The sequence below is a fragment of the Streptomyces sp. NPDC049627 genome, assembly GCF_044465645.1.
Taxonomy (GTDB): Bacteria; Actinomycetota; Actinomycetes; order Streptomycetales; family Streptomycetaceae; genus Streptomyces.
The window spans coordinates 1-20,569 of record NZ_JBITLW010000007.1 but is presented as its reverse complement, the minus strand read 5'-3'; the positions used below and the strand labels follow the sequence as shown (position 1 = coordinate 20,569).

The window sequence follows — 20,569 nt, the reverse complement described above, 5'->3', positions numbered from 1 at the left end:
AGGTGGCACCCGGCACGGACGATCAAGCAGGCTGAGGACCGACCCCAACCCCACCCAAAGGAGAGGGCCGCCCCATGTCCGCGTCCGCACACCCCACTGAGCAGGTCGGACAAACGCCGCTGCACTGCCACGCCCTCAAGGGGCGCGGGGCTGTCATCGATGTGCGGCTACCGCCGCGTGGGCGCGACCAACCACAACGGCGCCGCGGTCGCCCGACAACACATCGCGGCACTTCGAATCGCGGCATCACCAGCGGAGCACCCCGGCTGCTCGCCGCCACCCTGGTGGCCATCGCCGTGCTCACGCTCACCGCGTGCGAGGACGGCAAGGGCCTGCGCGACGAGGGCCCCTCCACCCCGACCAGCCCCACGGCCACGGCGTCGGACGGACGGTGACGAGACGACGGGTACGGCCGTTACCGGCGCCCCAGCTTCTGCGCCGCCTCCGTGGCCCAGTACGTGAGGATGTTGCGCGCACCGGCGCGCTTGATGCCGGTCAGGGTCTCCAAGATCGCCCGGTCCCGGTCGATCCAGCCCTTCTCGGCAGCGGCCTCGACCATCGAGTACTCGCCGGAGATCTGGTAGGCGGCGACCGGCACGTCCACGGCGTCGGCGACCCGCGCCAGGATGTCGAGGTAGGGCCCGGCCGGCTTGACCATCACCATGTCGGCGCCCTCTTCGAGGTCGAGGGCGAGCTCCCGCAGCGACTCCCGCGCGTTCGCCGGGTCCTGCTGGTACGTCTTGCGGTCACCCTTCAGCGAGGAGGCGACGGCCTCCCGGAAGGGCCCGTAGAAGGCGGAGGCGTACTTGGCGGTGTAGGCGAGGATGGCGACATCCTCCCGCCCGATCTGATCAAGGGCATCCCGGATGACCCCGATCTGCCCGTCCATCATCCCGCTGGGCCCCACGACATGGGCGCCGGCGTCGGCCTGCACCTGGGCCATCTCGGCGTACCGCTCCAGGGTGGCGTCGTTGTCGACGCGCCCTTGCGCGTCGAGCACCCCGCAATGCCCGTGATCGGTGGTCTCGTCGAGGCACACGTCGGACATGACGAGAAGGTCGTCCCCCACCTCGGCCCGCACATCGCGGATGGCGACCTGAAGAATCCCGTCCGGATCGGTCCCCGGCGTCCCGAGGGCGTCCTTCTTCGCCTCCTCCGGCACCCCGAAGAGCATGATCCCGGAGACACCGGCCTCGACGGCCTCCGCGGCCGCCTTCTTCAGGCTGTCCCGCGTGTGCTGGACCACGCCCGGCATGGCGGCGATCGGCACCGGCTCGCTGACGCCCTCGCGCACGAAGGCCGGGAGGATGAAGTCGGCGGGGTGCAACCTGGTCTCGGCGACCATGCGCCGCATGGTGGGGCTGGTCCGCAGACGCCGCGGCCGCGTGCCGGGGAAGGATCCGTACGTCGTCATGCCACCTACGCTACGCCCGCCCCGGCAGCACCTTTGCCGACGATCCGTCGGCACCCCACGCCACACAACCAGCGACCACTTCCCAGCGCCGGCCCGCGCAATTCAGCCCGTCCGGCGTTTGAGGACGAGGCCCCTTCAGGGCCGAAGCGGGGGTCTGGGGGCCGCAGGCCCCCAGGGACCGGGGTCGAAGGGGCAGAGCCCCCTGGAGGCTGGGACGGGTAGGGGCGGCGGGGGCGAGAACCCCCACCGCCACCCCACCTACGTCGTGGACCGCCGCCGCCGAGCCCCCGGCCGCCGCTCACTCGGCCGCGTCACCGGATCACCGGCCTCCACCGCAGCCGCCCGCCGCCGCATCCCGAAGTCGGCAAGCGCCTCCGCCAGCTTGTGCACAGACGGCTCCGGCGCCATGACATCCACCCGAAGCCCATGCTCCTCGGCAGTCTTCGCGGTGGCGGGCCCGATACAGGCGATCACCGTCACGTTGTGCGGCTTCCCCGCGATCCCCACCAGATTCCGCACGGTCGAAGACGACGTGAAGAGAACGGCGTCGAAGCCACCCCCCTTGATCGCCTCCCGAGTCTCGGCCGGCGGCGGCGAGGCCCGCACGGTCCGGTAGGCCGTGACGTCGTCGACCTCCCAGCCCAGCTCGATGAGCCCGGCCACAAGCGTCTCCGTGGCGATATCGGCCCGCGGCAGGAACACCCGGTCGATCGGATCGAACACCGGGTCATACGGCGGCCAGTCCTCCAACAAGCCGGCCGCCGACTGCTCCCCACTGGGCACCAGATCCGGCTTCACCCCAAAGGCAATCAGCGCCTTGGCGGTCTGCTCCCCCACCGCAGCGACCTTGATCCCGGCGAACGCCCGAGCATCGAGCCCGTACTCCTCGAACTTCTCCCGCACGGCCTTGACCGCGTTCACCGACGTGAAGGCGATCCACTCGTACCGCCCGGTGACGAGGCCCTTGACCGCCCGCTCCATCTGCTGAGGCGTCCGCGGCGGCTCGACGGCGATGGTCGGCACCTCGTGCGGAACGGCCCCGTACGACCGCAACTGGTCGGAGAGCGAAGCCGCCTGCTCCTTGGTCCGCGGCACGAGCACCCGCCACCCGAAGAGCGGCTTGGACTCGAACCACGACAACTGCTCACGCTGAGCGGCGGCGGAACGCTCACCGACCACGGCTATCACCGGCCGCCCGCCCTCCGGCGAGGGCAGCACCTTGGCCTGCTTCAGCGTCTGGGCGATGGTCCCGAGCGTCGCGGTCCACGTCCGCTGCCGAGTCGTCGTACCGGCGACGGTGACCGTCATCGGCGTATCGGGCTTGCGCCCCGCCGACACCAGCTCACCCGCGGCCGCGCCCACGGAATCCAGCGTCGTCGACACGACCACGGTCCCGTCCGACGCCCCGACCTCGGTCCAGCACCGGTCCGAAGCCGTCCGCGCGTCCACGAACCGCACATCGGCGCCCTGCGCGTCCCGCAGCGGCACACCGGCATACGCGGGCACGCCCACGGCCGTGGCCACACCCGGCACGACCTCGAAGGGCACGCCCGCCGCGGCGCACGCCAGCATCTCCTCGGCGGCGTACGCGTCGAGCCCGGGATCCCCGGACACCGCACGCACGACCCGCCTGCCGCTGCGCGCGGCCTCCATGACAAGATGTGCGGCATCCCGCACCGCGGGTAGCCCAGCGGTCGTTGACGCGCCGTCAACAACCGCTAGTTGAGGCGTGCCTGTGCCCGGAGCGGCGTCCGAATCGGGACCCGTGTCCGTGTGCACTTCGGCGACACCGGCTCTGGCGTGCCGGCGTACGACGTCGAGCACCTCATGCTCGGCGACGAGTACGTCCGCGTTCGCCAGCGCCTCGACGGCGCGCAGGGTCAGCAGTCCCGGATCTCCGGGTCCGGCACCGAGGAAGGTGACGTGCCCGTGATCGAGGCCGGCGGGAAGGGTGGTGGGGCTCACTGTGCTCGCTCCCCCATCAGACCGGCCGCGCCCTGGGCAAGCATCTCGGTGGCGAGTTCGCGACCGAGCGCCAGCGCTTGGTCGTGCGTCTCGGGCACGGGACCGGTGGTGGACAGCTGCACCATGCGGGTGCCGTCGGTCGTGCCGACGACGCCGCGCAGGCGCATTTCCTTGACAATCTGCCCGTCGGCCAACAGGTCGGCCAACGCGCCCACGGGGGCGCTGCAACCGGCCTCCAGGGCGGCGAGCAGTGACCGCTCGGCGGTCACGGCGACCCGCGTGAACGGGTCGTCGAGTTCGCCCAGCGCGGCGACCAGGTCCGCGTTGTCCGCGGTGCACTCGATCGCCAGAGCCCCCTGGCCGGGGGCGGGCAAAACGGTGTCGACCGACAGGAAGTCGGTCACTTCCTCGATGCGGCCGATGCGGTTCAGCCCGGCCGCAGCCAGCACCACCGCATCCAGCTCACCATCGCGCACGAACCGGATCCGTGTATCCACGTTGCCGCGAATCGCAACCGTCTCGATATCGAGCCCGTGGGCGCGCGCATACGCGTTCAGCTGCGCCATCCGGCGCGGCGAACCCGTACCGATGCGCGCCCCGCGCGGCAGGTCGGTGAACTTCAGTGCGTCCCGCGCGACGATCACATCGCGCGGATCCTCCCGCTCGGGAACGGCCGCGAGGATCAGCTCCTCGGGCTGTGCGGTCGGCAGGTCCTTCAGGGAGTGCACCGCGAAGTCGACCTCGCCCCGCAACAGCGCATCCCTCAGCGCGGTGACGAACACTCCCGTGCCGCCGATCTGCGCGAGCGCCTCGCGGGAGACATCGCCGTACGTGGTGATCTCGACGAGTTCGACGGGCCGTCCGGTCACCCGGCGCACGGCGTCGGCGACCTGCCCGGACTGGGCCATGGCGAGCTTGCTGCGCCTGGTGCCGAGGCGTAGTGGCTGCTGAGTCATCGTGGGCCTCGGTTCTTCTCGGTGCTGTCCTCGGCCCGGGAGACGGAGGCCACCGTCTCCTGGTCGAGGTCGAACAGGGTGCGCAGCGCGTCCGCGTATCCGGCGCCGCCGGGCTCGGCCGCGAGCTGCTTGACCCGGACGGTCGGGGCGTGCAGCAGCTTGTCGACCACGCGCCGCACGGTCTGCGTGATCTCACTGCGGTGCTTGTCGTCGAGGCCCGGGAGGCGGCCCTCCAGACGGGCGATCTCGCTGGCCACGACGTCGGCGGCCATGGTGCGCAGCGCGACGACGGTGGGCGTGATGTGCGCGGCCCGCAGCGCCGCCCCGAAGGCCGCGACCTCGTCGGAGACGATACGGCGGACCTGGTCGACGTCGGCCGCCATCGGAGCGTCGGCGGAAGCGTCGGCCAGCGACTCGATGTCGACCAGCCGCACGCCGGCCAGCCGGTGCACGGCCGCGTCGATGTCGCGCGGCATGGCGAGGTCGAGCAGGGAGAGGACCGGCGTGAGGCGGGGCGCCTCGGCGACCGGCTCGGGCTTGCGGCGCTCGGGGATCCGGCCGACGGTGGCCACGGTCGCGGCGAGCGCGGTGATCAGCTCGGCGTCGGCCTCGGGGCTGCGCCGGGCGTCCCCCGCTGCCTTAAAGGCGTGGGAGGTACCCCCACCCCGCCGGTCGACGGCGCTGCCCGCCGCCCAGGCCGCGTGCTGCTCCAGCGTGGCCGCGTCCATACCGGCGACGGCGGCCTCCCCGAGGACAGAGAAACCTCCCTGCACGGCGGTGAGGTCCAGCGGGCAGTTCTCGTCGGTGCCGACGCTGGTGGGCGGGAGCGGAGTCTGTCGTACGTCGGCGGAGTCGGCGTTCGTCCGGGGAGCCGGCGCCTTGTCAGTCGTACGACTACCGCTCGCGGCCTCCTCGAAGGCGACCGGCCGCCCGGTACGGCCCTCCACCGCCGACGCGATCTCCTCGGCCGTGAGGACGAGGCCGGTCGCGCCGGTGCAGGAGACGGCGACATCGGCACGTGTCAGCTCGACCGGCACCGACTCCATCGGTACCGCGCGGGCGGGCACGTCCAGGTCACCGGCCTCGGTCAGGATCTGGGCGAGGCGCTCGGCGCGGTCGTAGGTGCGGTTGGCGATGACGATCTCGGCGACACCGGCACGCGCGAGCGTGGCCGCGGCCAGGGAGGACATCGAGCCGGCGCCGATGACGAGGGCCTTCTTGCCGCGGGCCCACGCCGTGACGTCCGTCCCGGCGGCCAGCTGCTCCAGGCCGAAGGTGACCAGGGACTGCCCGGCGCGATCGATGCCGGTCTCGGAGTGGGCGCGCTTGCCGACCCGCAGGGCCTGCTGGAACAGGTCGTTCATCAGCCGACCGGCGCTGTGCAGCTCCTGCGCCTTGGCGAGGGAGTCCTTGATCTGCCCGAGGATCTGCCCCTCTCCGACGACCATGGAGTCGAGCCCGCAGGCCACCGAGAACAGATGGTGGACGGCCCGGTCCTCGTAATGGACGTACAGATAGGGCGTGAGCTCGTCGAGCCCCACCCCGCTGTGCTGGGCGAGCAGCGTGGACAGCTCGGCGACACCGGCGTGGAACTTGTCCACGTCGGCGTACAGCTCGATGCGGTTGCAGGTGGCCAGCACGGCGGCCTCGGCGGCCGGCTCGGCGGCGACCGTGTCCTGCAGCAGCTTGATCTGGGCGTCCGCACTCAGCGCCGCCCGCTCCAGCACGCTGACCGGGGCGCTGCGGTGGCTCAGCCCTACGACGAGGAGACTCATGCCGGCATCACGGCGGGTACGTCCCCGTCGGGCCCCTGGTCGGCGGATTCCGTGGCGTCGGCGGCTTCCTCGCGGGTGACGGCGGCCGGTCCGGCGCCGTCGGAGGCAGCCTCCTCACCGGCCTTGCGCTGCTCGTGGAAGGCGAGGATCTGCAGCTCGATCGACAGATCCACCTTGCGCACGTCGACGCCGTCCGGGACGGACAGCACCGTCGGCGCGAAGTTCAGGATGGAGGTGACCCCGGCGGCCACGAGCCGGTCGCAGACCGGCTGGGCGGCACCGGCGGGCGTGGCGATGACGCCGATGGACACGCCGTTCTCCTGGATGATCTTCTCCAGGTCGTCGGAGTGCTGCACCGGAATCCCGGCGACGGGCTTGCCCGCCATGGCCGGATCGGCGTCGATGAGCGCGGCCACCCGGAAGCCGCGGGAGGCGAACCCGCCGTAGTTGGCGAGGGCGGCGCCGAGGTTACCGATACCGACGATGACAACCGGCCAGTCCTGGGTGAGCCCCAGCTCACGCGAGATCTGGTACACGAGATACTCGACGTCGTACCCGACACCCCTGGTCCCGTACGACCCGAGGTACGAGAAGTCCTTGCGCAGCTTCGCGGAATTGACCCCCGCCGCGGCCGCGAGCTCCTCGGAGGAGACCGTGGGTACCGAGCGCTCCGACAGTGCGGTCAGCGCACGGAGGTACAGCGGAAGCCTGGCGACGGTGGCCTCGGGAATCCCTCGGCTACGGGTCGCCGGTCGGTGAGTTCGGCCAGTTGCCACGGTGCTCCTGCGGGTAGAGCGGGACTGCCGGCGGTCAGTCGTGCTCAGACCGCCCCGTCGAATGCAGGCTATGTCTTTGTGAACGCGTGCACAAAGATGGTGTCCGATTTGCCCGCCCAACGTGACCGGGCTCACGCACGCCCGGCGCGCTCGTATGGAACCGGCGCATTCGCACCACCGTTCCTCTTCTCCTGGGGGCAAAACCGCACACTCTCCTCAACGATCCCCGCCCCCGAGACCAAGTCGCCGTCGATCCTAAGCCAGTTTCCGGCCCAGTTGGACTGGTCGGTCAGTACTTGGGACTACTCACTCAGGGCTTTGCGGAGGCGATCTTCGTTCACGCGCCAGAAGGTGTGCTGGGCTCCGTCGACGAGGACGACGGGGATCTGCTCCCAGTACTGGTCGTGCAGTTGAGGATCCTCGGTGATGTCCTTCTCCTCCCAGGGAACCCCGAGATCCCCACAAACCCTCTCGACGACGATCTGTGCGTCATCACACAGATGACACCCGGGCTTGCGGATGAGCGTGACCAGCCGGTCCTGGGGCGACTTGGCCGCGCCGCGACGAAAGAGAGGGCTCATGTCAGCCATTCTCGCGCGCCGAGGACGCCGAGGGCGTGAGGGAGATCCACAGAACCACGAGCGAACCACCAGCGAACCCCGCCAGGCCGACGGCCCGCCGGATCGCTCCTTTAACGACACGGTCGCGGAGAGTTCACAGCGTTCAAACCTCTCGACTCCGGTTGCACCGAACAAACTGGCTATGCTCACGGTCATGGCCGCTCTCGGATGGCTCACTCCCCGTAGGCGCTCCGCCACGGCGCGGAGTGTGTTGGCAGGCGAGGCCTCTGCGGAGGCAGCGCGCAAGTCGTCGCAGGAAGCGACGGCCTCGGAGGTCCCGGAGACCTCCTCGACGGAACCGGACTTCCCGGTACTCGGCGACGAGAAGGCCGCCGCCTTCTTCGACCTGGACAACACCGTGATGCAAGGTGCTGCCCTCTTCCACTTCGGGCGGGGCCTGTACAAGCGGAAGTTCTTCGAGACCCGCGACCTCGCCAAGTTCGCCTGGCAGCAGGCGTGGTTCAGGCTGGCCGGGGTCGAGGACCCCGAGCACATGCAGGACGCACGCGACTCGGCACTGTCGATCGTCAAGGGCCACCGCGTCTCCGAACTGATGTCGATCGGCGAGGAGATCTACGACGAGTACATGGCCGAGCGCATCTGGCCCGGCACGCGCGCACTCGCTCAGGCGCACCTGGACGCGGGCCAGAAGGTGTGGCTGGTCACAGCCGCCCCCGTGGAGATCGCCCAGGTGATCGCCCGCCGCCTCGGCCTGACGGGCGCCCTGGGCACGGTGGCGGAATCGGTGGACGGCGTCTACACGGGCAAACTGGTCGGCGAACCGCTCCACGGCCCGGCAAAGGCGGAGGCGGTCCGCGCCCTGGCAGCGGCAGAGGGCCTGGACCTCTCCCGCTGCGCGGCCTACAGCGACTCGCACAACGACATCCCCATGCTCTCCCTCGTCGGCCACCCCTACGCCATCAACCCCGACACCAAACTCCGCAAACACGCCCGCCAACTGGACTGGCGCCTACGCGACTACCGCACGGGCCGAAAGGCAGCAAAGGTCGGCATCCCGGCGGCCGCCGGCGTGGGCGCAGTGGCCGGAGGAACGGCCGCGGCCATCGCGCTGCACCGACGCCGGCGATAGCGGGGCGAGACTGGGGCCCACGGGCCTGCGTGACCCGCACGCCCGTCCCCACGCTTGCCTCGTAGCGCGACTGCCGAAGCGCGCGGGGAGGGGCGACGTCAGCTGCTGACCGGCACCGCAGAGCTGCGCGGGAAATGCGGGCACACCGGCACCTCGCCGTGCGGCTGAGCGGGGGACCCCTCGGCCATGCGGCTGAACAGCAGGGCGAGTGAGGGCAGGCCTCAGCCACACAGCTGGACAGCGGTGCGACTGGCGCGAGCACGCGGGCGTGCTGGCCCTCTTGGTGCAACTGAGGCCGGATGGGAATGGACGGGCAACTCTGCGGCGCCCTTCTGCGGCTGGGGGGGGTGCCGGTATGCCTACGGCGACCCAGGCAGCCGCCTGGGGGCGCACGTGGTGCCTGCGACTTTCGCCGGGGGGCAGGGGCCGAGCCCCACCATCCCTGACCCCCACCCACCCGCGAGGGCGTCCACCTCTCCACACCGGCCCAGACATCCCAGCCCGTCCGGCGTTCGAGGACGAACACAGCCATCCCGATCCCCACCCACCCACTGCGGTCGACCACTTCTCGACACCGACCCGCACCATCCAGCCCGTCCGGCGTTCAACGACGAGCACAGCCATCCCAATCCCCACCCACCCACTGCGGTCGACCACTTCTCGACACCGACCCGCACCATCCAGCCCGTCCGGCGTTCAACGACGAGCACAGCCATCCCGATCCCCACCCACCCGCTGCGGTCAGCCACTGCTCGACGCCGGCCCGCGTCTTTCAGCCCGTCCGGCGTTTGAGGACGAGGCCCCTTCAGGGCCGAAGCGGGGGTCTGGGGGCCGCCGGCCCCCAGGGACCGGGGTCGAAGGGGCAGCGCCCCTGGAGGATGGGACGGGTAGGGGCGGCGGGGGCGAATCCCTGGGGCGCCGGGTTGACCACGCCCGGCCATGCGGCCAATCCGCACCCCATACCCCCACAACCCCCTGTCCAGTCCCCTTGGCTGCACACGGCCACAACACGCCCCGGAGTCAGCCGGAACCCGGACGAATTCGATCAACAACCGGTCACCCTGCGGCACTTGATCGACCGTCAATCGGTTACAGAAGAGACGCAATCGGTGATTTGAGCAACTGGGCGTAGCAGTGCCTGCACGAAGCGTTATTCTCCTCAGACGCAAACCGGTACCCCTCCGTCGCTACGACGGGTGAACGGTCCCGCACTGCACGTGATGGAAGCTCTGCCTCTGGGAGTCCCGTGTACCCACACGTCGGGGTTGACGCCTCGGGCCTGGCTACGCTGCGCGCAACGGTCCAAGACCTGTTGCGCGGCTTCGTCCCCACCGCGTACGCCGTCCCCGCCCTCGCCGTAACCACCGTGCCCGTAGGCCCGTGCTACGCGCTCGCCGACGGCGGCGCCGCCGTCGGCAGACGCGGGCGCGCGGCCGGCGCGGCGACCGCTCGGCGGCCCGCCGCGGACAGCGACAGCGCTCGCATGATGGATCTCGTAGAACGCGCACAGGCCGGCGAGGCCGACGCGTTCGGACGGCTCTACGACCAGTACAGCGACACCGTTTACCGCTACATCTACTACCGAGTCGGAGGCAAGGCCACCGCCGAGGACCTCACCAGCGAGACCTTTCTGCGGGCCCTGCGACGCATCGGAACCTTCACCTGGCAGGGCCGGGACTTCGGCGCCTGGCTCGTCACCATCGCCCGCAACCTCGTCGCCGACCACTTCAAGTCCAGCCGCTTCCGACTGGAAGTGACCACGGGCGAGATGCTCGACGCCAACGAGGTCGAGCGCTCCCCGGAGGACTCCGTCCTCGAGTCGCTCTCCAACGCCGCCCTCCTCGACGCCGTACGACGACTCAACCCGCAGCAGCAGGAGTGCGTCACCCTCCGTTTCCTCCAGGGCCTCTCGGTCGCCGAGACCGCCCGCGTCATGGGCAAGAACGAGGGCGCCATCAAGACCCTCCAGTACCGGGCCGTCCGTACGCTCGCCCGGCTCCTCCCGGACGACGCGCGCTGACCACGCCGCCCGCCCGCCCCTCCTTGAATCAACACACTCCGCAATCGCCAACTCACCGTAAGTGAAAGTCTGTTGACTTCGCGGTTCGTTCATCCGCCGTCCGTAACCCAAGTGCCGAGCCACTCGTTGTGCGGGATGCAGGCTCCCTGTGGTCACTCCCTGGCCGACTTCGTTCACTCGATCGCGTGGATGTGGTCAGGGCGTGCAACCCTCAGGACCCCCTGGGGAGTCGACCGTCATCACGAGAGGAGGTGCCGCCAGTGATCGCGAACGTATCGGCACACCGGCGGGCGAACGCCTTCGCCCAGGCCCTGGAGGAGCTGACCGACCGGGGCTCGGCGGCCGAGCAGGCCGAGCAGCCCGATGGATCGGCACCGTCACCGGCTGCTGCGGAACAGACCGAGCAGAGGCGCCTGTTGGCCCTCACCGAGAGCCTCGGCGAGCTGCCCAAGCCCGTACTCGACCCCGAGGTCAAGGTCGTCCAGCGAGCCCAGCTCGTGGCCGCGATGGAGGCCATGCTGCAGGAGGGCGCGGTGGGAGGCGAGGCGGGCGCCGCCCTGCCCGAGCAGCGTTCGGACCGGGCACGGGGAGCCCATCGGGCCTCCCCGCTGGGGAAGTTGCGACCCCGTTCACGGCTTGCCAAGGGCCTCACCGCGGGCGGACTCAGCGTCGGTGTCGCCGCGGGAGCCTTCGGTGGAGTGGCCGCGGCGAGTTCCGACGCCCTGCCCGGCGACTCCCTCTACCCCCTCAAGCGCGGCATCGAGGACTTCAAGCTCAACGTCCTGGCCGACGGCGACGACGAGCGCGGGCGCACCTACCTCGACCAGGCCTCCACCCGGCTGAGCGAGGCCCGCCGGCTGATGGAGCGCGGCCGCGGCGGACAGCTCGACCACGAGTCGCTCGCCGAGATCCGCCGCGCACTGTCCGGCATGCAGCACGACGCCTCCGAGGGGCATCGCCTGCTGCGCGAGGCGTACCAGCGCCATCCCGACTCCCTGGGCCCCATCCAGGCCCTCTCCGCCTTCTCCCGCTCGCACCGCGCCGCGTGGGGCAACCTCCGCGAGCGGCTTCCCCTTCAGCTCGTGGACGTCAGTACCAAGGTGTCGTCGGTGTTCGACGCCATAGACGAAGAGGTCGCCCCGCTGGAGTCCCTCCTCCCGCAGCCCCCGGCCAAGGGCGGCGACGGCAAGCGGCGAGGCGGCTCCGGATCGGCGTCGACCGGCAGCTCCGGCTCCGACCGGTCGGCCGGCCCCAGCAAGGGCAGCGGCTCCTCCGACCGCAACCAGTCCAGCAGCCCGAGCAGGTCGACCGAAGGCTCCGGCAGCCAGGGCGAGGGCCTGCTCGGCGGAAACACGGGCGGCCTGCTCGACCCGCCGAAGGACACCAGCAGCACGTCCCCGTCCACATCGACCCCGAGCACCGACCCCGCCGTCACCCTTCCCCCGCTCCTCCCGGGCCTCCTGCCCGGCCTCGGCATCGAGGGCGAGGACGCGAACTAGCCGCCGCAAAGCAGCAACTCGTACGGCCATGAGTACGACGATGAGGGCGCCCCTCTCACAGGGGGCGCCCTCATCGTCGTACAAACGTTTCTTCGGTCAGCGCCACCCCGTCGGCGTCAGAAAAACACCGACCGCCGCTGCACCAGCAACTGGGCCCCTCCTGTCTGCTGCCCTTGCACTGCTTCGCAGGCCGCGGACAGCTGCGCCGGACTCCGCCCGGCGGCACCGACCGAGGAAGGCACCCCCGCGTCGTACAAACGTTTCTTCCGTCGGCGTCAGAAGAACACCGACCGCCGCTGCACCAGCAACTTGTACAGCGTGTGCTGGATCTGTTCCCTCACCTGGTCGGTCAGGTTGAACATCAGCATCGGGTCCTCGGCTGCCTCCGGCGGATAGCCGTCCGTCGGGATCGGCTCGCCGAACTGGATCGTCCACTTGGTGGGGAGCGGGATCGCGCCCAGGGGGCCCAGCCACGGGAAGGTCGGGGTGAGCGGGAAGTACGGGAAGCCCAGCAGGCGGGCCAGCGTCTTCGCGTTGCCGATCATCGGGTAGATCTCCTCGGCCCCGACGATCGAGCACGGGATGATCGGCGTGCCCTTGCGCAGGGCCGTGGAGACGAAGCCGCCGCGGCCGAAGCGCTGCAGCTTGTAGCGCTCGCTGAAGGGCTTGCCGATGCCCTTGAAGCCCTCCGGCATCACCCCGACCAACTCGCCCTCGCCCAGCAGCCGCTCGGCGTCCTCCGCACAGGCGAGGGTGTGGCCGAGCTTGCGGGCGAGTTCGTTGACCACCGGCAGCATGAAGACCAGGTCGGCGGCGAGGAGGCGAAGGTGCCGGCCCGTCGGGTGGTGATCGTGCACGGCGACCTGCATCATCAGGCCGTCCAGCGGCAGCGTCCCCGAGTGGTTCGCGACGATCAGCGCGCCGCCCTCGGTCGGGATGTTCTCGACGCCCTTCACCTCGACCCGGAAGTACTTCTCGTACACCGGGCGCAGCAGGGACATCAGGACCTGGTCGGTGAGCTCCTCGTCGTACCCGAAGTCGTCGACCTCGTAGTCGCCGGTGAGGCGGCGGCGCAGGAAGGCCAGGCCGCTCGCGATGCGCCGCTCCAGGCCGCCGTCGTCCTGTGTCTTCTGGGGCGGCTGTTCCTCACGTGTCACAGGAACATCATCCTGCGCGAAGGACCGTCCGGGGAGGGGCTGGACCTCGCGTACCAGCGCGGATTCACCGTTCTTGCGCCGGCTCCCCGCACTCCGGCGCCGCGACGGCCGTTGCACGGCGCTCCCGCGGGACCGGTCGTCGTCGAACGGAATGACCTTGGCGTCCGCCATCGTTGATGCGCTCCTCAGTTGGCGCTAGGCGTCGGGGGGTGACCGCCGCCCAGGACGGGCAGCGCGGCGATCCGGTCGACGGCCCCCGCAAGGGCCTCCGGCGGCAGCAGACCCGGTCCGCGGCTTCGCGCGAACTCCGCGAAGGTCTCCGCCGTCGTGAACTTCGGCTTGAATCCGAGCGTCTCTCGCATCTGGTCCGTCGCCACGACCCGGCCGTGCGTGAGCAACCGGATCTGTTCGGGCGAGAAGTCCGACATGCCCAGGGTACGCACCAGGGAGCCCGCCCAGGTGACCGCGGGGAGCAGCAGCGGCACAGTGGGGCGGCCCAGGCGCCGGGAGCACTGCGAGAGCAGCAGGACGCCGTCGCCGGCGATGTTGAAGGTACCGCTGTTGAGCGTGCCCCGCTCCGGCTCGTGCGAGGCGATGCGCAGCACCTCGATCACGTCGTCCTCGTGCACGAACTGCAGCCGCGGGTCGTACCCGAAGACGGTCGGCAGCACGGGCAGCGAGAAGTACGAGGCGAGGGGAGTGTCGGCACTCGGTCCGAGGATGTTGGCGAACCGCAGCACGCACACGGCGACGTCCGGCCGCCGCCGCGCGAAGCCCCGCACATACCCCTCGACCTCGACCGTGTCCTTGGCGAAGCCGCCGCTGGGCAGCGACTTGGGCGGGGTGGTCTCGGTGAACACGGCCGGGTCACGGGGAGCGGACCCGTACACATTCGTACTGGATTTGACCACGAGCCGCTTCACGGTGGGCGACTTCTGACACGCACCCAGCAGCTGCATGGTCCCGATGACGTTGGTCTCCTTGACCGTGGTCCGGCTGCCACTGCCCAGCGCGGTTCCGGTCACGTCCATGTGTACGACCGTGTCGGCGCCGCTCTCGGCCAGCACCCGCGCGATGGTGGGCTGCCGGATGTCGGCCTGGATGAAGTCGGCACCGCCCAGATGATGCTCGGGCGGGACCGCGTCCACGGCGACCACCCGGTCCACCTGTGGGTCACGCTGGATCCGTCGTACGAAACGGCCGCCCAGTTGACGGGCCACTCCGGTCACGAGCACGACCTTGCCCAAGATCAGCGCCTTCCTTCCAGCACTCGTACCCCTGCCGAGTTCCCCGTGTGTGGCCAACCTAGCGGGTCGATGTTGCGCTGTGATGACCACCCAATGCATGAAGTGACGAGAATTCCCTGCGTACGACCAGACGGGTCAGGGCTTTGTCCAGGCATACGCACAGGGTTCGCCCCCTCGTACACCACCTCGATATACATGTGGCCCCCCACCGATGTGGTGGGGGGCCACAAGCACGCCGCCGCTTCCGCGGCGTCGCTTACTTCTTGTTGCGACGCTGAACGCGCGTGCGCTTGAGCAGCTTGCGGTGCTTCTTCTTGGCCATCCGCTTGCGCCGCTTCTTGATAACAGAGCCCACGACTACCCTCGCTCACTTCTCATCACTCGGTGTTTGGGCGCCATGGGCCCACACGACCTACGAGGGGCTAGCCTACCCGCCCGAGCGCTGAGGTCGTAATCGAGGGGGCGCGGGGGAATCCTGAACAGCCCTGAGGATCCCCCCTCGCCCACGCCGTCAGGCGGTTTCCACCCCCACATAACTCTCGCGGAGGTACTCGTGAACCGCTTGCTCGGGGACGCGGAAGGACCGCCCCACCCGGATCGCGGGCAGATGACCGCTGTGCACCAGCCGGTACACGGTCATCTTCGACACTCGCATCACCGAGGCGACTTCCGCCACGGTAAGGAACTGAACCTCGTTCAGAGGCCTCTCGCCAGCTGCAGCCATGACACACCTGAACCTTCCGCACTCGACGGCCACCGGCTTCCCCTTCCGGTGACTCTTCGTCGCTGCGTGCTCACTCCCCAATGTAGGGGCGGGTGATGCGAGTGGGGAAGAGGTGCACCCATCGGCGGCCTACTGTGACAGACACGCTCGATTGAGTACGTAGCGGGTAAGCGGCCGGTAGTAAACAGACCGCACACCGTCATCAACCGGAACGACGGCGGACACGACCCCCTCCGCCTGCCCCACAAAGAGCGCGGGGTCATTCGTATCGGCGAGACCAATGGCCTCAAACCCCAGCTGACCTGCCCCGCAGACCCAGCCGTGGTCCCCGATCACCAGCTCCGGCAGCGGCCCGCCGGCCTCCGCGGCGGCGGCGAGCGCGGTACGAACCGGGAGGGGCGAGTGCGTGTGTGCGCCGGTCTCACGCCCGGTGCTCGGAGCGCCGGGTTCCCGCACCAACGCGACTCCTCGTACGTAGTCAAGGTTGTACGTACGTAGGCCGAACCGGGTCGTTATGTCGACACAGCGACCATGCGCGGGGGTGAGAACGGCACACCCCGCCGCCGACAGCGCGTCCGCCAAGGCGGCGTAGAAACCGAGCAGTCGATGGGGATGCCCGGTACCCAGCAGCACGGGTGCGCTGCGCTGGGCGGCAGCACCGATCCGATCGGAAAACGCATCCAGACCTCTCAAAGTCCGCCCAGGATCGATCACATCAAGTCCGGAAGTGCACGCCGGATCGGCCGAAACCCCACACTTGTCGGCCATCAACGCGATCAAATCCCGCTGCTCCCAGCTCCCCTCGGGATCGAGCCCCATGAGCACACGCGGATCACGAGCAGCAAAGAGCCGATAACTCCTGAGACTCTCCTCCCGAGAGGTAGCCACAGTCCCCGCAAGCCGAACGGCCACAAGATGCGCACGAAGGGCTCCGCTACTCACCACGCGAACGATGCTGACGGAGGGAACCGCAAGGGGACGCGGGAACAGGGAAACACCGCACAGTCGGGCTAATGAATCCGGGAGAACCGAGCACAGCCATCCCAATCCCCCACCCACCCACAGGAGGCGTCCGCTCCTCGACGCCGGTCCGGGTATTTCATCCCGTCCGGCGTTTGAGGACGAGGCCCTTTCGGGGCCGAAGCGGGGGTCCAGGAGGCGGCAGCCCCCTGGCGGGGTGGAATGGGCGGAGCCCCTTCAGGGATGGGACGGGTAGGGGCGGCGGGGGCGAGAAAAACCGAGCGCACCCCCACCTACGCCAACAGCCCCCGCAACGGAAACACCGCCTTACGAGTCGCCAGCACCGCCTGATCAAGCCGATCCGCGGGGTCGTACCCCGCCTCCCACCCGGCCCACCCCACAGGCCACCGCCCATCAGTCATCCGCACCGGCCCCAACTGCCGCGTCCGCGCAAAAACTTCCTGCCGCCACCCCTCCGGAATCATCGCCTCCGGCGCAATCGGCCGCCCCGCCGCAATCCCCACCAGATGGGTCCACGACCGCGGCACAACCTCCACCACGGCGTATCCACCCCCGCCCAGCGCGACCCACTTCCCCCCGGCGTACTCGTGCGCCAGATCATGACAAGCCACCTGCACAGCCCGCTGCGCATCCAACGACACCGCGAGATGGGCCAGCGGATCCTCGAAATGCGTATCGGCCCCATGCTGAGTCACCAGCACCTGCGGCCGAAAATCGGCGATCAGCTCCGGCACCACGGCATGAAACGCCCGCAGCCACCCCGCATCCCCGGTCCCGGCCGGCAACGCCACATTCACGGCCGTACCCTCCGCGGAATCGGCCCCCGTCTCCTCCGGCCACCCGGTCTGCGGGAACAACGTCCGCGGATGCTCGTGCAAGGAGATCGTGAGGACCCGCGGATCCTCCCAGAAGGCGGCCTGCACCCCGTCCCCGTGATGCACATCCACATCGATGTAGGCGACCCGCTCAGCCCCCAGCTCCAACAGCCGGGCGATGGCCAGCGACGCATCGTTGTAGATACAGAACCCCGACGCACCCCCCGGCATCGCATGATGCAGCCCACCGGCGAAGTTCACCGCATGCAGCGCCTCCCCCCGCCACACGGCCTCCGCGGCCCCCACCGACTGCCCCGCGATCAGCGCGGAGACCTCGTGCATCCCCGCGAAGGCAGGATCATCCAGCGTCCCGATCCCATACGACTGGTCCGCCGCCGCCGGATCCACCGAGGCCGCCTTCACGGCTTGGATGTAGTCCTCCCGATGGACCAGCCGCAACGTCGACTCCCCGGCCGGCTGCGCCGCCACGACATCGACGTCCTTGTCCAGCCCGAAGGCATCGACGAGCCTCCTGGTCAGGGCGAGCCGGACCGGGTCCATCGGATGGTCCCGGCCGAAGTCATAGCCCGTTACTGCCTCGTCCCACATCAGCTGTGCGCGGCCGCTCATGCCCGCCACCGTATCGGTCCGGTTGAGCGGCGAACGACCGGGCGTACACAAGCGTCACCAGCACCAACACCATCGGCACAAGCATGGCCCCGCGATAGTTCCACGCATCACCCAGCGCCCCCACCAAAGGCGAACCGATCAAAAACCCCACGTAATTGAACACATTGAGCCGCGCAATAGCCGCATCCGAAGCCCCAGGACCGAACCTCTCAGAAGCGAGCCGCCCGGCCGCCGCGAACGTCTGCGGCACCAGCACGCACAACCCCACCCCGAGCAGCGTGAACCCCAGCATCCCGACCCACGCCCCCGGCGCCCCGGCCACGACCGCGAACCCACCGGCCGCCACCAGCGCCCCCATCCGCACCACCGCGACCGCCCCGAACCGCCGCACCCCGAGGTCCCCGATGGCCCGCCCCAGCAGAGTGGTGATCATGTAGACGTTGTACGGCACGGTCGCCATCTGCTCCGAGCTCCCGAGCACGTCCTGCAGATACTTCGCACTCCAGTTGGAGACGGTCGAGTCCCCGATGTACGCGAAGGTCATCACGAGACAGAACGGCAGCAGCACCTTGAAGACGAAAGGCCCACTTCCCCCCGACGCCCCCGCCACGACATCGCCCCTGACACCCTCATCCCTCTCACTACCCCCGCCACCCCCGTCGACGTACCACCGACTCCCCACGAGCGCGGCCGGCAACAACACCACGACGACCGGCAGATACGACATGACCAGCGCCAGATCCCAGTGCGCCCCCACCCAGGCCAGCGAGGCCCCCACAATCCCGCCCAGGCTGTACGCGGCGTGAAAGCTGAGCATGATGCTCCGCCCGTACGACCGCTGCAGACTCACCCCGAGCATGTTCATCGAGGCGTCGAGCCCGCCCACGGCCAGCCCGAACGCGGCGAGCGCCACCCCCAGCTCGACCAGCCGCTCACCCGCCCCGACCCCGAGCAGCGCCAGGAGCACGACGGGCTGGGACCACCGCAGCAGCCGACTCGGCGGTATGCGCCGCACCAGCCGCTCGGTCGCCACACTCCCGACACCGGCCAGGATCGGTACGGCGGCGAGGAACGCGGGCAGCAGCGCGTCGGAGACCCCGTACCGGTCCTGAATGGCCGGAATCCGGGTCACGAGCAGCGCGAAGGCGACACCCTGAGCAAAGAAGCTGAACGCCAACGAGGCCCTACCGCGCCGCAGCACATCTGTCATGGCGGCGAGCGTAGGGCCCCGGCGTACTGGTGGGTAGATCCAGCCAAAGATGAATTCTCCTCAGCTTCTCTGACGAGCGCGTACCGACGATCGTCACGCCGCGGTGGCGACCTCGGTCCGGGTGTCCGCCTCCTCGGCGTCCGCCTGGGCCTTCACCTCGTCGCGGATCATCGCCTCCATCGGCCCGGCGGCCAGACCACCGCTGACGACAAAGGTCACCGCCATCACACCGGCCATCATGACCCCGCCGAGCCAGACCATGGTGTCCACCGGGATCGTGTACGCCCCGACGACCCGTGCCACACACTCGGCGAGCAGTGCCACGCCCCACACCACGGAGAACACCCGCTCCCTGCGCAGGAAGTCCGCCGAGGCGGCCGCGCGGCCCGACGCCAGGCGCTGCCAGGCGGCTTCCTTCGCCCGGTCGCCCTTCACCAGGAAGGGCTTCATGCCGGCGGTCATCATCGGCCGGCCGAGCGCGACCGAGACCAAGATGCCGATGCCGACCGTGCTGCTGACCGCACCGTCCTTGGCGAGCATCAGCCGTGGGTCGCCGGAGACGAAGCTCAGCAGCAGGGAGACCACGTTGACGGCGAGGATCAGCCCCGCCAGCCCGTTCGTCCTGCGCTCCTTCACCAGGCTCCAGGCGGTCCGTACCGCCGGGACGACACTGCTCCAGGCGAGAGCAGCGAAGGTGCTCATCCCGAAGGCGTCCTTGAACAGGTAATACGAACCGAGCGGAAGCGCCACATCCACGATCAGCGGACGGAAGTTGTCGAGCATGCTGGGGGTCTGGTTGCTGCTCTGGCCCTGGGACACCGTGTTCGTCGTCATGCCCTTAGCTTGTCGTCCGGGCGGGGTCCTCCAGTAGAAACGATCGTCCGGAGCTCGGCATGACAAATGTCAGTGCAGCAGACCTGACAACTCGTCCATGCCGACGAAGAGTTGAGTGGCTCCCGCGAGCCGCTCGGCGGGCGTCATGGCCGTGAACCCGTAGACGTCCATCCCGGCCGCGACAGCCGCCCGCACCCCCAACGGCGAGTCCTCCACGACCACACACCGCTCCGGCGCGACCCCCATCCGCTCGGCCGCGTACAGGAACAGATCGGGCGCCGGCTTCCCCCGCCCCACGTCCTGCGAACTGAAGATCCGCTCCTCCCCGAACCACCGGTCCAGCCCGGTGGCCCGATGTCCCACCCGAATACGCGCATGACTCCCGGAGGACGCGACACAGTACGGCACCCGGTCCGCCGCCAGCTTCTCCAGTACGTCGATGGCCCCGGCCACGGGCTTCAACTCCCGCTCGAAGGCAGCGAACACCCGCGCGTGAAAGACGTCGTCGAAATCCGCCGGCAACCGCTGCCCGGTCCGCTCCTCCACCAGGTCGTGTACGCGGTGCATGGCGGCGCCCATGTAGTCGCGCAGGGAGTCCTCGTAGGAGGTGGGGTGCCCGAGCTCGGTGAGGTAGGCGGCCAGAAGCTTGTTGGAGATGGGTTCGCTGTCGACGAGCACACCGTCGTTGTCGAAGATGACGAGGTCATAACGCATGCCTTGGAGCATAAACGCAGAAAGGCCCACGCCAAATGGCGTGGGCCTTTCTCAAGAATTGTTCGGCGGTGTCCTACTCTCCCACAGGGTCCCCCCTGCAGTACCATCGGCGCTGTAAGGCTTAGCTTCCGGGTTCGGAATG

Annotated in this window: 19 protein-coding genes and 1 rRNA gene; 4 read left to right on the top strand and 16 right to left on the bottom strand. The window is 69.6% G+C overall.

Annotated features, from left to right (window positions below; genetic code table 11):
* The first annotated feature begins 74 nt into the window (after window positions 1–74).
* Entirely contained in the window at window positions 75–395 is a 321-nt protein-coding gene (locus tag ACIBU0_RS19665) for a hypothetical protein (protein WP_398819707.1), read from the top strand.
* A 20-nt stretch (window positions 396–415) separates the two neighbouring features.
* Here the strand turns inward: ACIBU0_RS19665 and hemB are convergent, their stop codons facing one another.
* From hemB to ACIBU0_RS19635, 6 genes are all read right to left on the bottom strand, one after another.
* Entirely contained in the window at window positions 416–1,414 is a 999-nt protein-coding gene (gene hemB / locus ACIBU0_RS19660) for a porphobilinogen synthase (RefSeq protein WP_398819704.1), read from the bottom strand.
* Window positions 1,415–1,672: 258 nt separating this feature from the next.
* The gene (locus ACIBU0_RS19655; RefSeq protein ID WP_398819702.1) at window positions 1,673–3,379 is read right to left on the bottom strand and encodes a uroporphyrinogen-III synthase; all 1,707 of its coding nucleotides are present in this window, start codon (window positions 3,377–3,379) and stop codon (window positions 1,673–1,675) included.
* The gene (gene hemC, locus ACIBU0_RS19650) at window positions 3,376–4,335 is read right to left on the bottom strand and encodes a hydroxymethylbilane synthase (protein WP_398819699.1); all 960 of its coding nucleotides are present in this window, start codon (window positions 4,333–4,335) and stop codon (window positions 3,376–3,378) included. Before hemC ends, ACIBU0_RS19655 begins: the two co-directional genes overlap by 4 nt.
* Window positions 4,332–6,110: a glutamyl-tRNA reductase gene (locus tag ACIBU0_RS19645; RefSeq protein ID WP_398819696.1), complete on the bottom strand. Its 1,779-nt coding sequence runs from the start codon at window positions 6,108–6,110 to the stop codon at window positions 4,332–4,334. The genes hemC and ACIBU0_RS19645 overlap by 4 nt, the downstream gene beginning before the upstream one ends.
* Entirely contained in the window at window positions 6,107–6,886 is a 780-nt protein-coding gene (locus tag ACIBU0_RS19640) for a redox-sensing transcriptional repressor Rex (RefSeq protein ID WP_398819693.1), read from the bottom strand. The genes ACIBU0_RS19645 and ACIBU0_RS19640 overlap by 4 nt, the downstream gene beginning before the upstream one ends.
* Before the next feature lie 302 nt (window positions 6,887–7,188).
* Entirely contained in the window at window positions 7,189–7,476 is a 288-nt protein-coding gene (locus ACIBU0_RS19635; protein ID WP_398819690.1) for a glutaredoxin family protein, read from the bottom strand.
* A 184-nt stretch (window positions 7,477–7,660) separates the two neighbouring features.
* On the opposite strand from ACIBU0_RS19635, the gene ACIBU0_RS19630 reads away from it, so the two are divergent.
* The 3 genes from ACIBU0_RS19630 (at window position 7,661) to ACIBU0_RS19620 (ending at window position 12,115) form a co-directional block, all read left to right on the top strand.
* The gene (locus ACIBU0_RS19630) at window positions 7,661–8,596 is read left to right on the top strand and encodes an HAD family hydrolase (protein ID WP_398819687.1); all 936 of its coding nucleotides are present in this window, start codon (window positions 7,661–7,663) and stop codon (window positions 8,594–8,596) included.
* Window positions 8,597–9,842: 1,246 nt separating this feature from the next.
* Window positions 9,843–10,616 (top strand): ECF subfamily RNA polymerase sigma factor, BldN family, encoded by a 774-nt coding sequence (locus ACIBU0_RS19625; protein WP_398819685.1) that lies wholly within the window; start codon window positions 9,843–9,845, stop codon window positions 10,614–10,616.
* Window positions 10,617–10,876: 260 nt separating this feature from the next.
* Window positions 10,877–12,115: a DUF5667 domain-containing protein gene (locus ACIBU0_RS19620; RefSeq protein WP_398819682.1), complete on the top strand. Its 1,239-nt coding sequence runs from the start codon at window positions 10,877–10,879 to the stop codon at window positions 12,113–12,115.
* A gap of 275 nt (window positions 12,116–12,390) precedes the next feature.
* Here the strand turns inward: ACIBU0_RS19620 and ACIBU0_RS19615 are convergent, their stop codons facing one another.
* From ACIBU0_RS19615 to rrf, 10 genes are all read right to left on the bottom strand, one after another.
* The gene (locus ACIBU0_RS19615) at window positions 12,391–13,443 is read right to left on the bottom strand and encodes a lysophospholipid acyltransferase family protein (RefSeq protein ID WP_398819680.1); all 1,053 of its coding nucleotides are present in this window, start codon (window positions 13,441–13,443) and stop codon (window positions 12,391–12,393) included.
* A gap of 14 nt (window positions 13,444–13,457) precedes the next feature.
* Window positions 13,458–14,519: an NAD-dependent epimerase/dehydratase family protein gene (locus ACIBU0_RS19610; RefSeq protein WP_398819677.1), complete on the bottom strand. Its 1,062-nt coding sequence runs from the start codon at window positions 14,517–14,519 to the stop codon at window positions 13,458–13,460.
* A 256-nt stretch (window positions 14,520–14,775) separates the two neighbouring features.
* Window positions 14,776–14,874: a 30S ribosomal protein bS22 gene (locus tag ACIBU0_RS19605; RefSeq protein ID WP_003948845.1), complete on the bottom strand. Its 99-nt coding sequence runs from the start codon at window positions 14,872–14,874 to the stop codon at window positions 14,776–14,778.
* A gap of 156 nt (window positions 14,875–15,030) precedes the next feature.
* Window positions 15,031–15,243, bottom strand: a complete 213-nt coding sequence (locus ACIBU0_RS19600) for a helix-turn-helix domain-containing protein (RefSeq protein ID WP_004984898.1) — start codon at window positions 15,241–15,243, stop codon at window positions 15,031–15,033.
* 129 nt (window positions 15,244–15,372) lie between these two features.
* The gene (locus ACIBU0_RS19595; RefSeq protein WP_398819674.1) at window positions 15,373–16,188 is read right to left on the bottom strand and encodes a phosphatase; all 816 of its coding nucleotides are present in this window, start codon (window positions 16,186–16,188) and stop codon (window positions 15,373–15,375) included.
* A gap of 308 nt (window positions 16,189–16,496) precedes the next feature.
* Entirely contained in the window at window positions 16,497–17,669 is a 1,173-nt protein-coding gene (locus ACIBU0_RS19590) for an acetoin utilization protein AcuC (protein WP_398819671.1), read from the bottom strand.
* The gene (locus ACIBU0_RS19585) at window positions 17,620–18,879 is read right to left on the bottom strand and encodes an MFS transporter (RefSeq protein ID WP_398819668.1); all 1,260 of its coding nucleotides are present in this window, start codon (window positions 18,877–18,879) and stop codon (window positions 17,620–17,622) included. The genes ACIBU0_RS19590 and ACIBU0_RS19585 overlap by 50 nt, the downstream gene beginning before the upstream one ends.
* A 93-nt stretch (window positions 18,880–18,972) precedes the next feature.
* The gene (locus ACIBU0_RS19580) at window positions 18,973–19,713 is read right to left on the bottom strand and encodes a VC0807 family protein (RefSeq protein ID WP_398819666.1); all 741 of its coding nucleotides are present in this window, start codon (window positions 19,711–19,713) and stop codon (window positions 18,973–18,975) included.
* Between the two features lie 69 nt (window positions 19,714–19,782).
* A complete protein-coding gene (locus ACIBU0_RS19575) occupies window positions 19,783–20,427 on the bottom strand; it encodes an HAD family hydrolase (RefSeq protein WP_398819663.1) in 645 nt (214 codons plus the stop codon).
* Between the two features lie 60 nt (window positions 20,428–20,487).
* Window positions 20,488–20,569 (bottom strand): 5S ribosomal RNA (gene rrf, locus ACIBU0_RS19570); the annotation flags it as partial.

Coding starts and splice junctions, on each gene's coding strand:
- hemB (WP_398819704.1), bottom strand. CDS start 1,414: ATGACGACGTACGGATCCTTCCCCGGCACGCGGCCGCGGCGTCTGCGG.
- ACIBU0_RS19630 (WP_398819687.1), top strand. CDS start 7,661: ATGGCCGCTCTCGGATGGCTCACTCCCCGTAGGCGCTCCGCCACGGCG.
- ACIBU0_RS19590 (WP_398819671.1), bottom strand. CDS start 17,669: ATGAGCGGCCGCGCACAGCTGATGTGGGACGAGGCAGTAACGGGCTAT.
- ACIBU0_RS19665 (WP_398819707.1), top strand. CDS start 75: ATGTCCGCGTCCGCACACCCCACTGAGCAGGTCGGACAAACGCCGCTG.
- ACIBU0_RS19580 (WP_398819666.1), bottom strand. CDS start 19,713: ATGACGACGAACACGGTGTCCCAGGGCCAGAGCAGCAACCAGACCCCC.
- ACIBU0_RS19645 (WP_398819696.1), bottom strand. CDS start 6,110: ATGAGTCTCCTCGTCGTAGGGCTGAGCCACCGCAGCGCCCCGGTCAGC.
- ACIBU0_RS19575 (WP_398819663.1), bottom strand. CDS start 20,427: ATGCGTTATGACCTCGTCATCTTCGACAACGACGGTGTGCTCGTCGAC.
- ACIBU0_RS19635 (WP_398819690.1), bottom strand. CDS start 7,476: ATGGCTGACATGAGCCCTCTCTTTCGTCGCGGCGCGGCCAAGTCGCCC.
- ACIBU0_RS19615 (WP_398819680.1), bottom strand. CDS start 13,443: ATGGCGGACGCCAAGGTCATTCCGTTCGACGACGACCGGTCCCGCGGG.
- ACIBU0_RS19600 (WP_004984898.1), bottom strand. CDS start 15,243: ATGGCTGCAGCTGGCGAGAGGCCTCTGAACGAGGTTCAGTTCCTTACC.
- ACIBU0_RS19585 (WP_398819668.1), bottom strand. CDS start 18,879: ATGACAGATGTGCTGCGGCGCGGTAGGGCCTCGTTGGCGTTCAGCTTC.
- hemC (WP_398819699.1), bottom strand. CDS start 4,335: ATGACTCAGCAGCCACTACGCCTCGGCACCAGGCGCAGCAAGCTCGCC.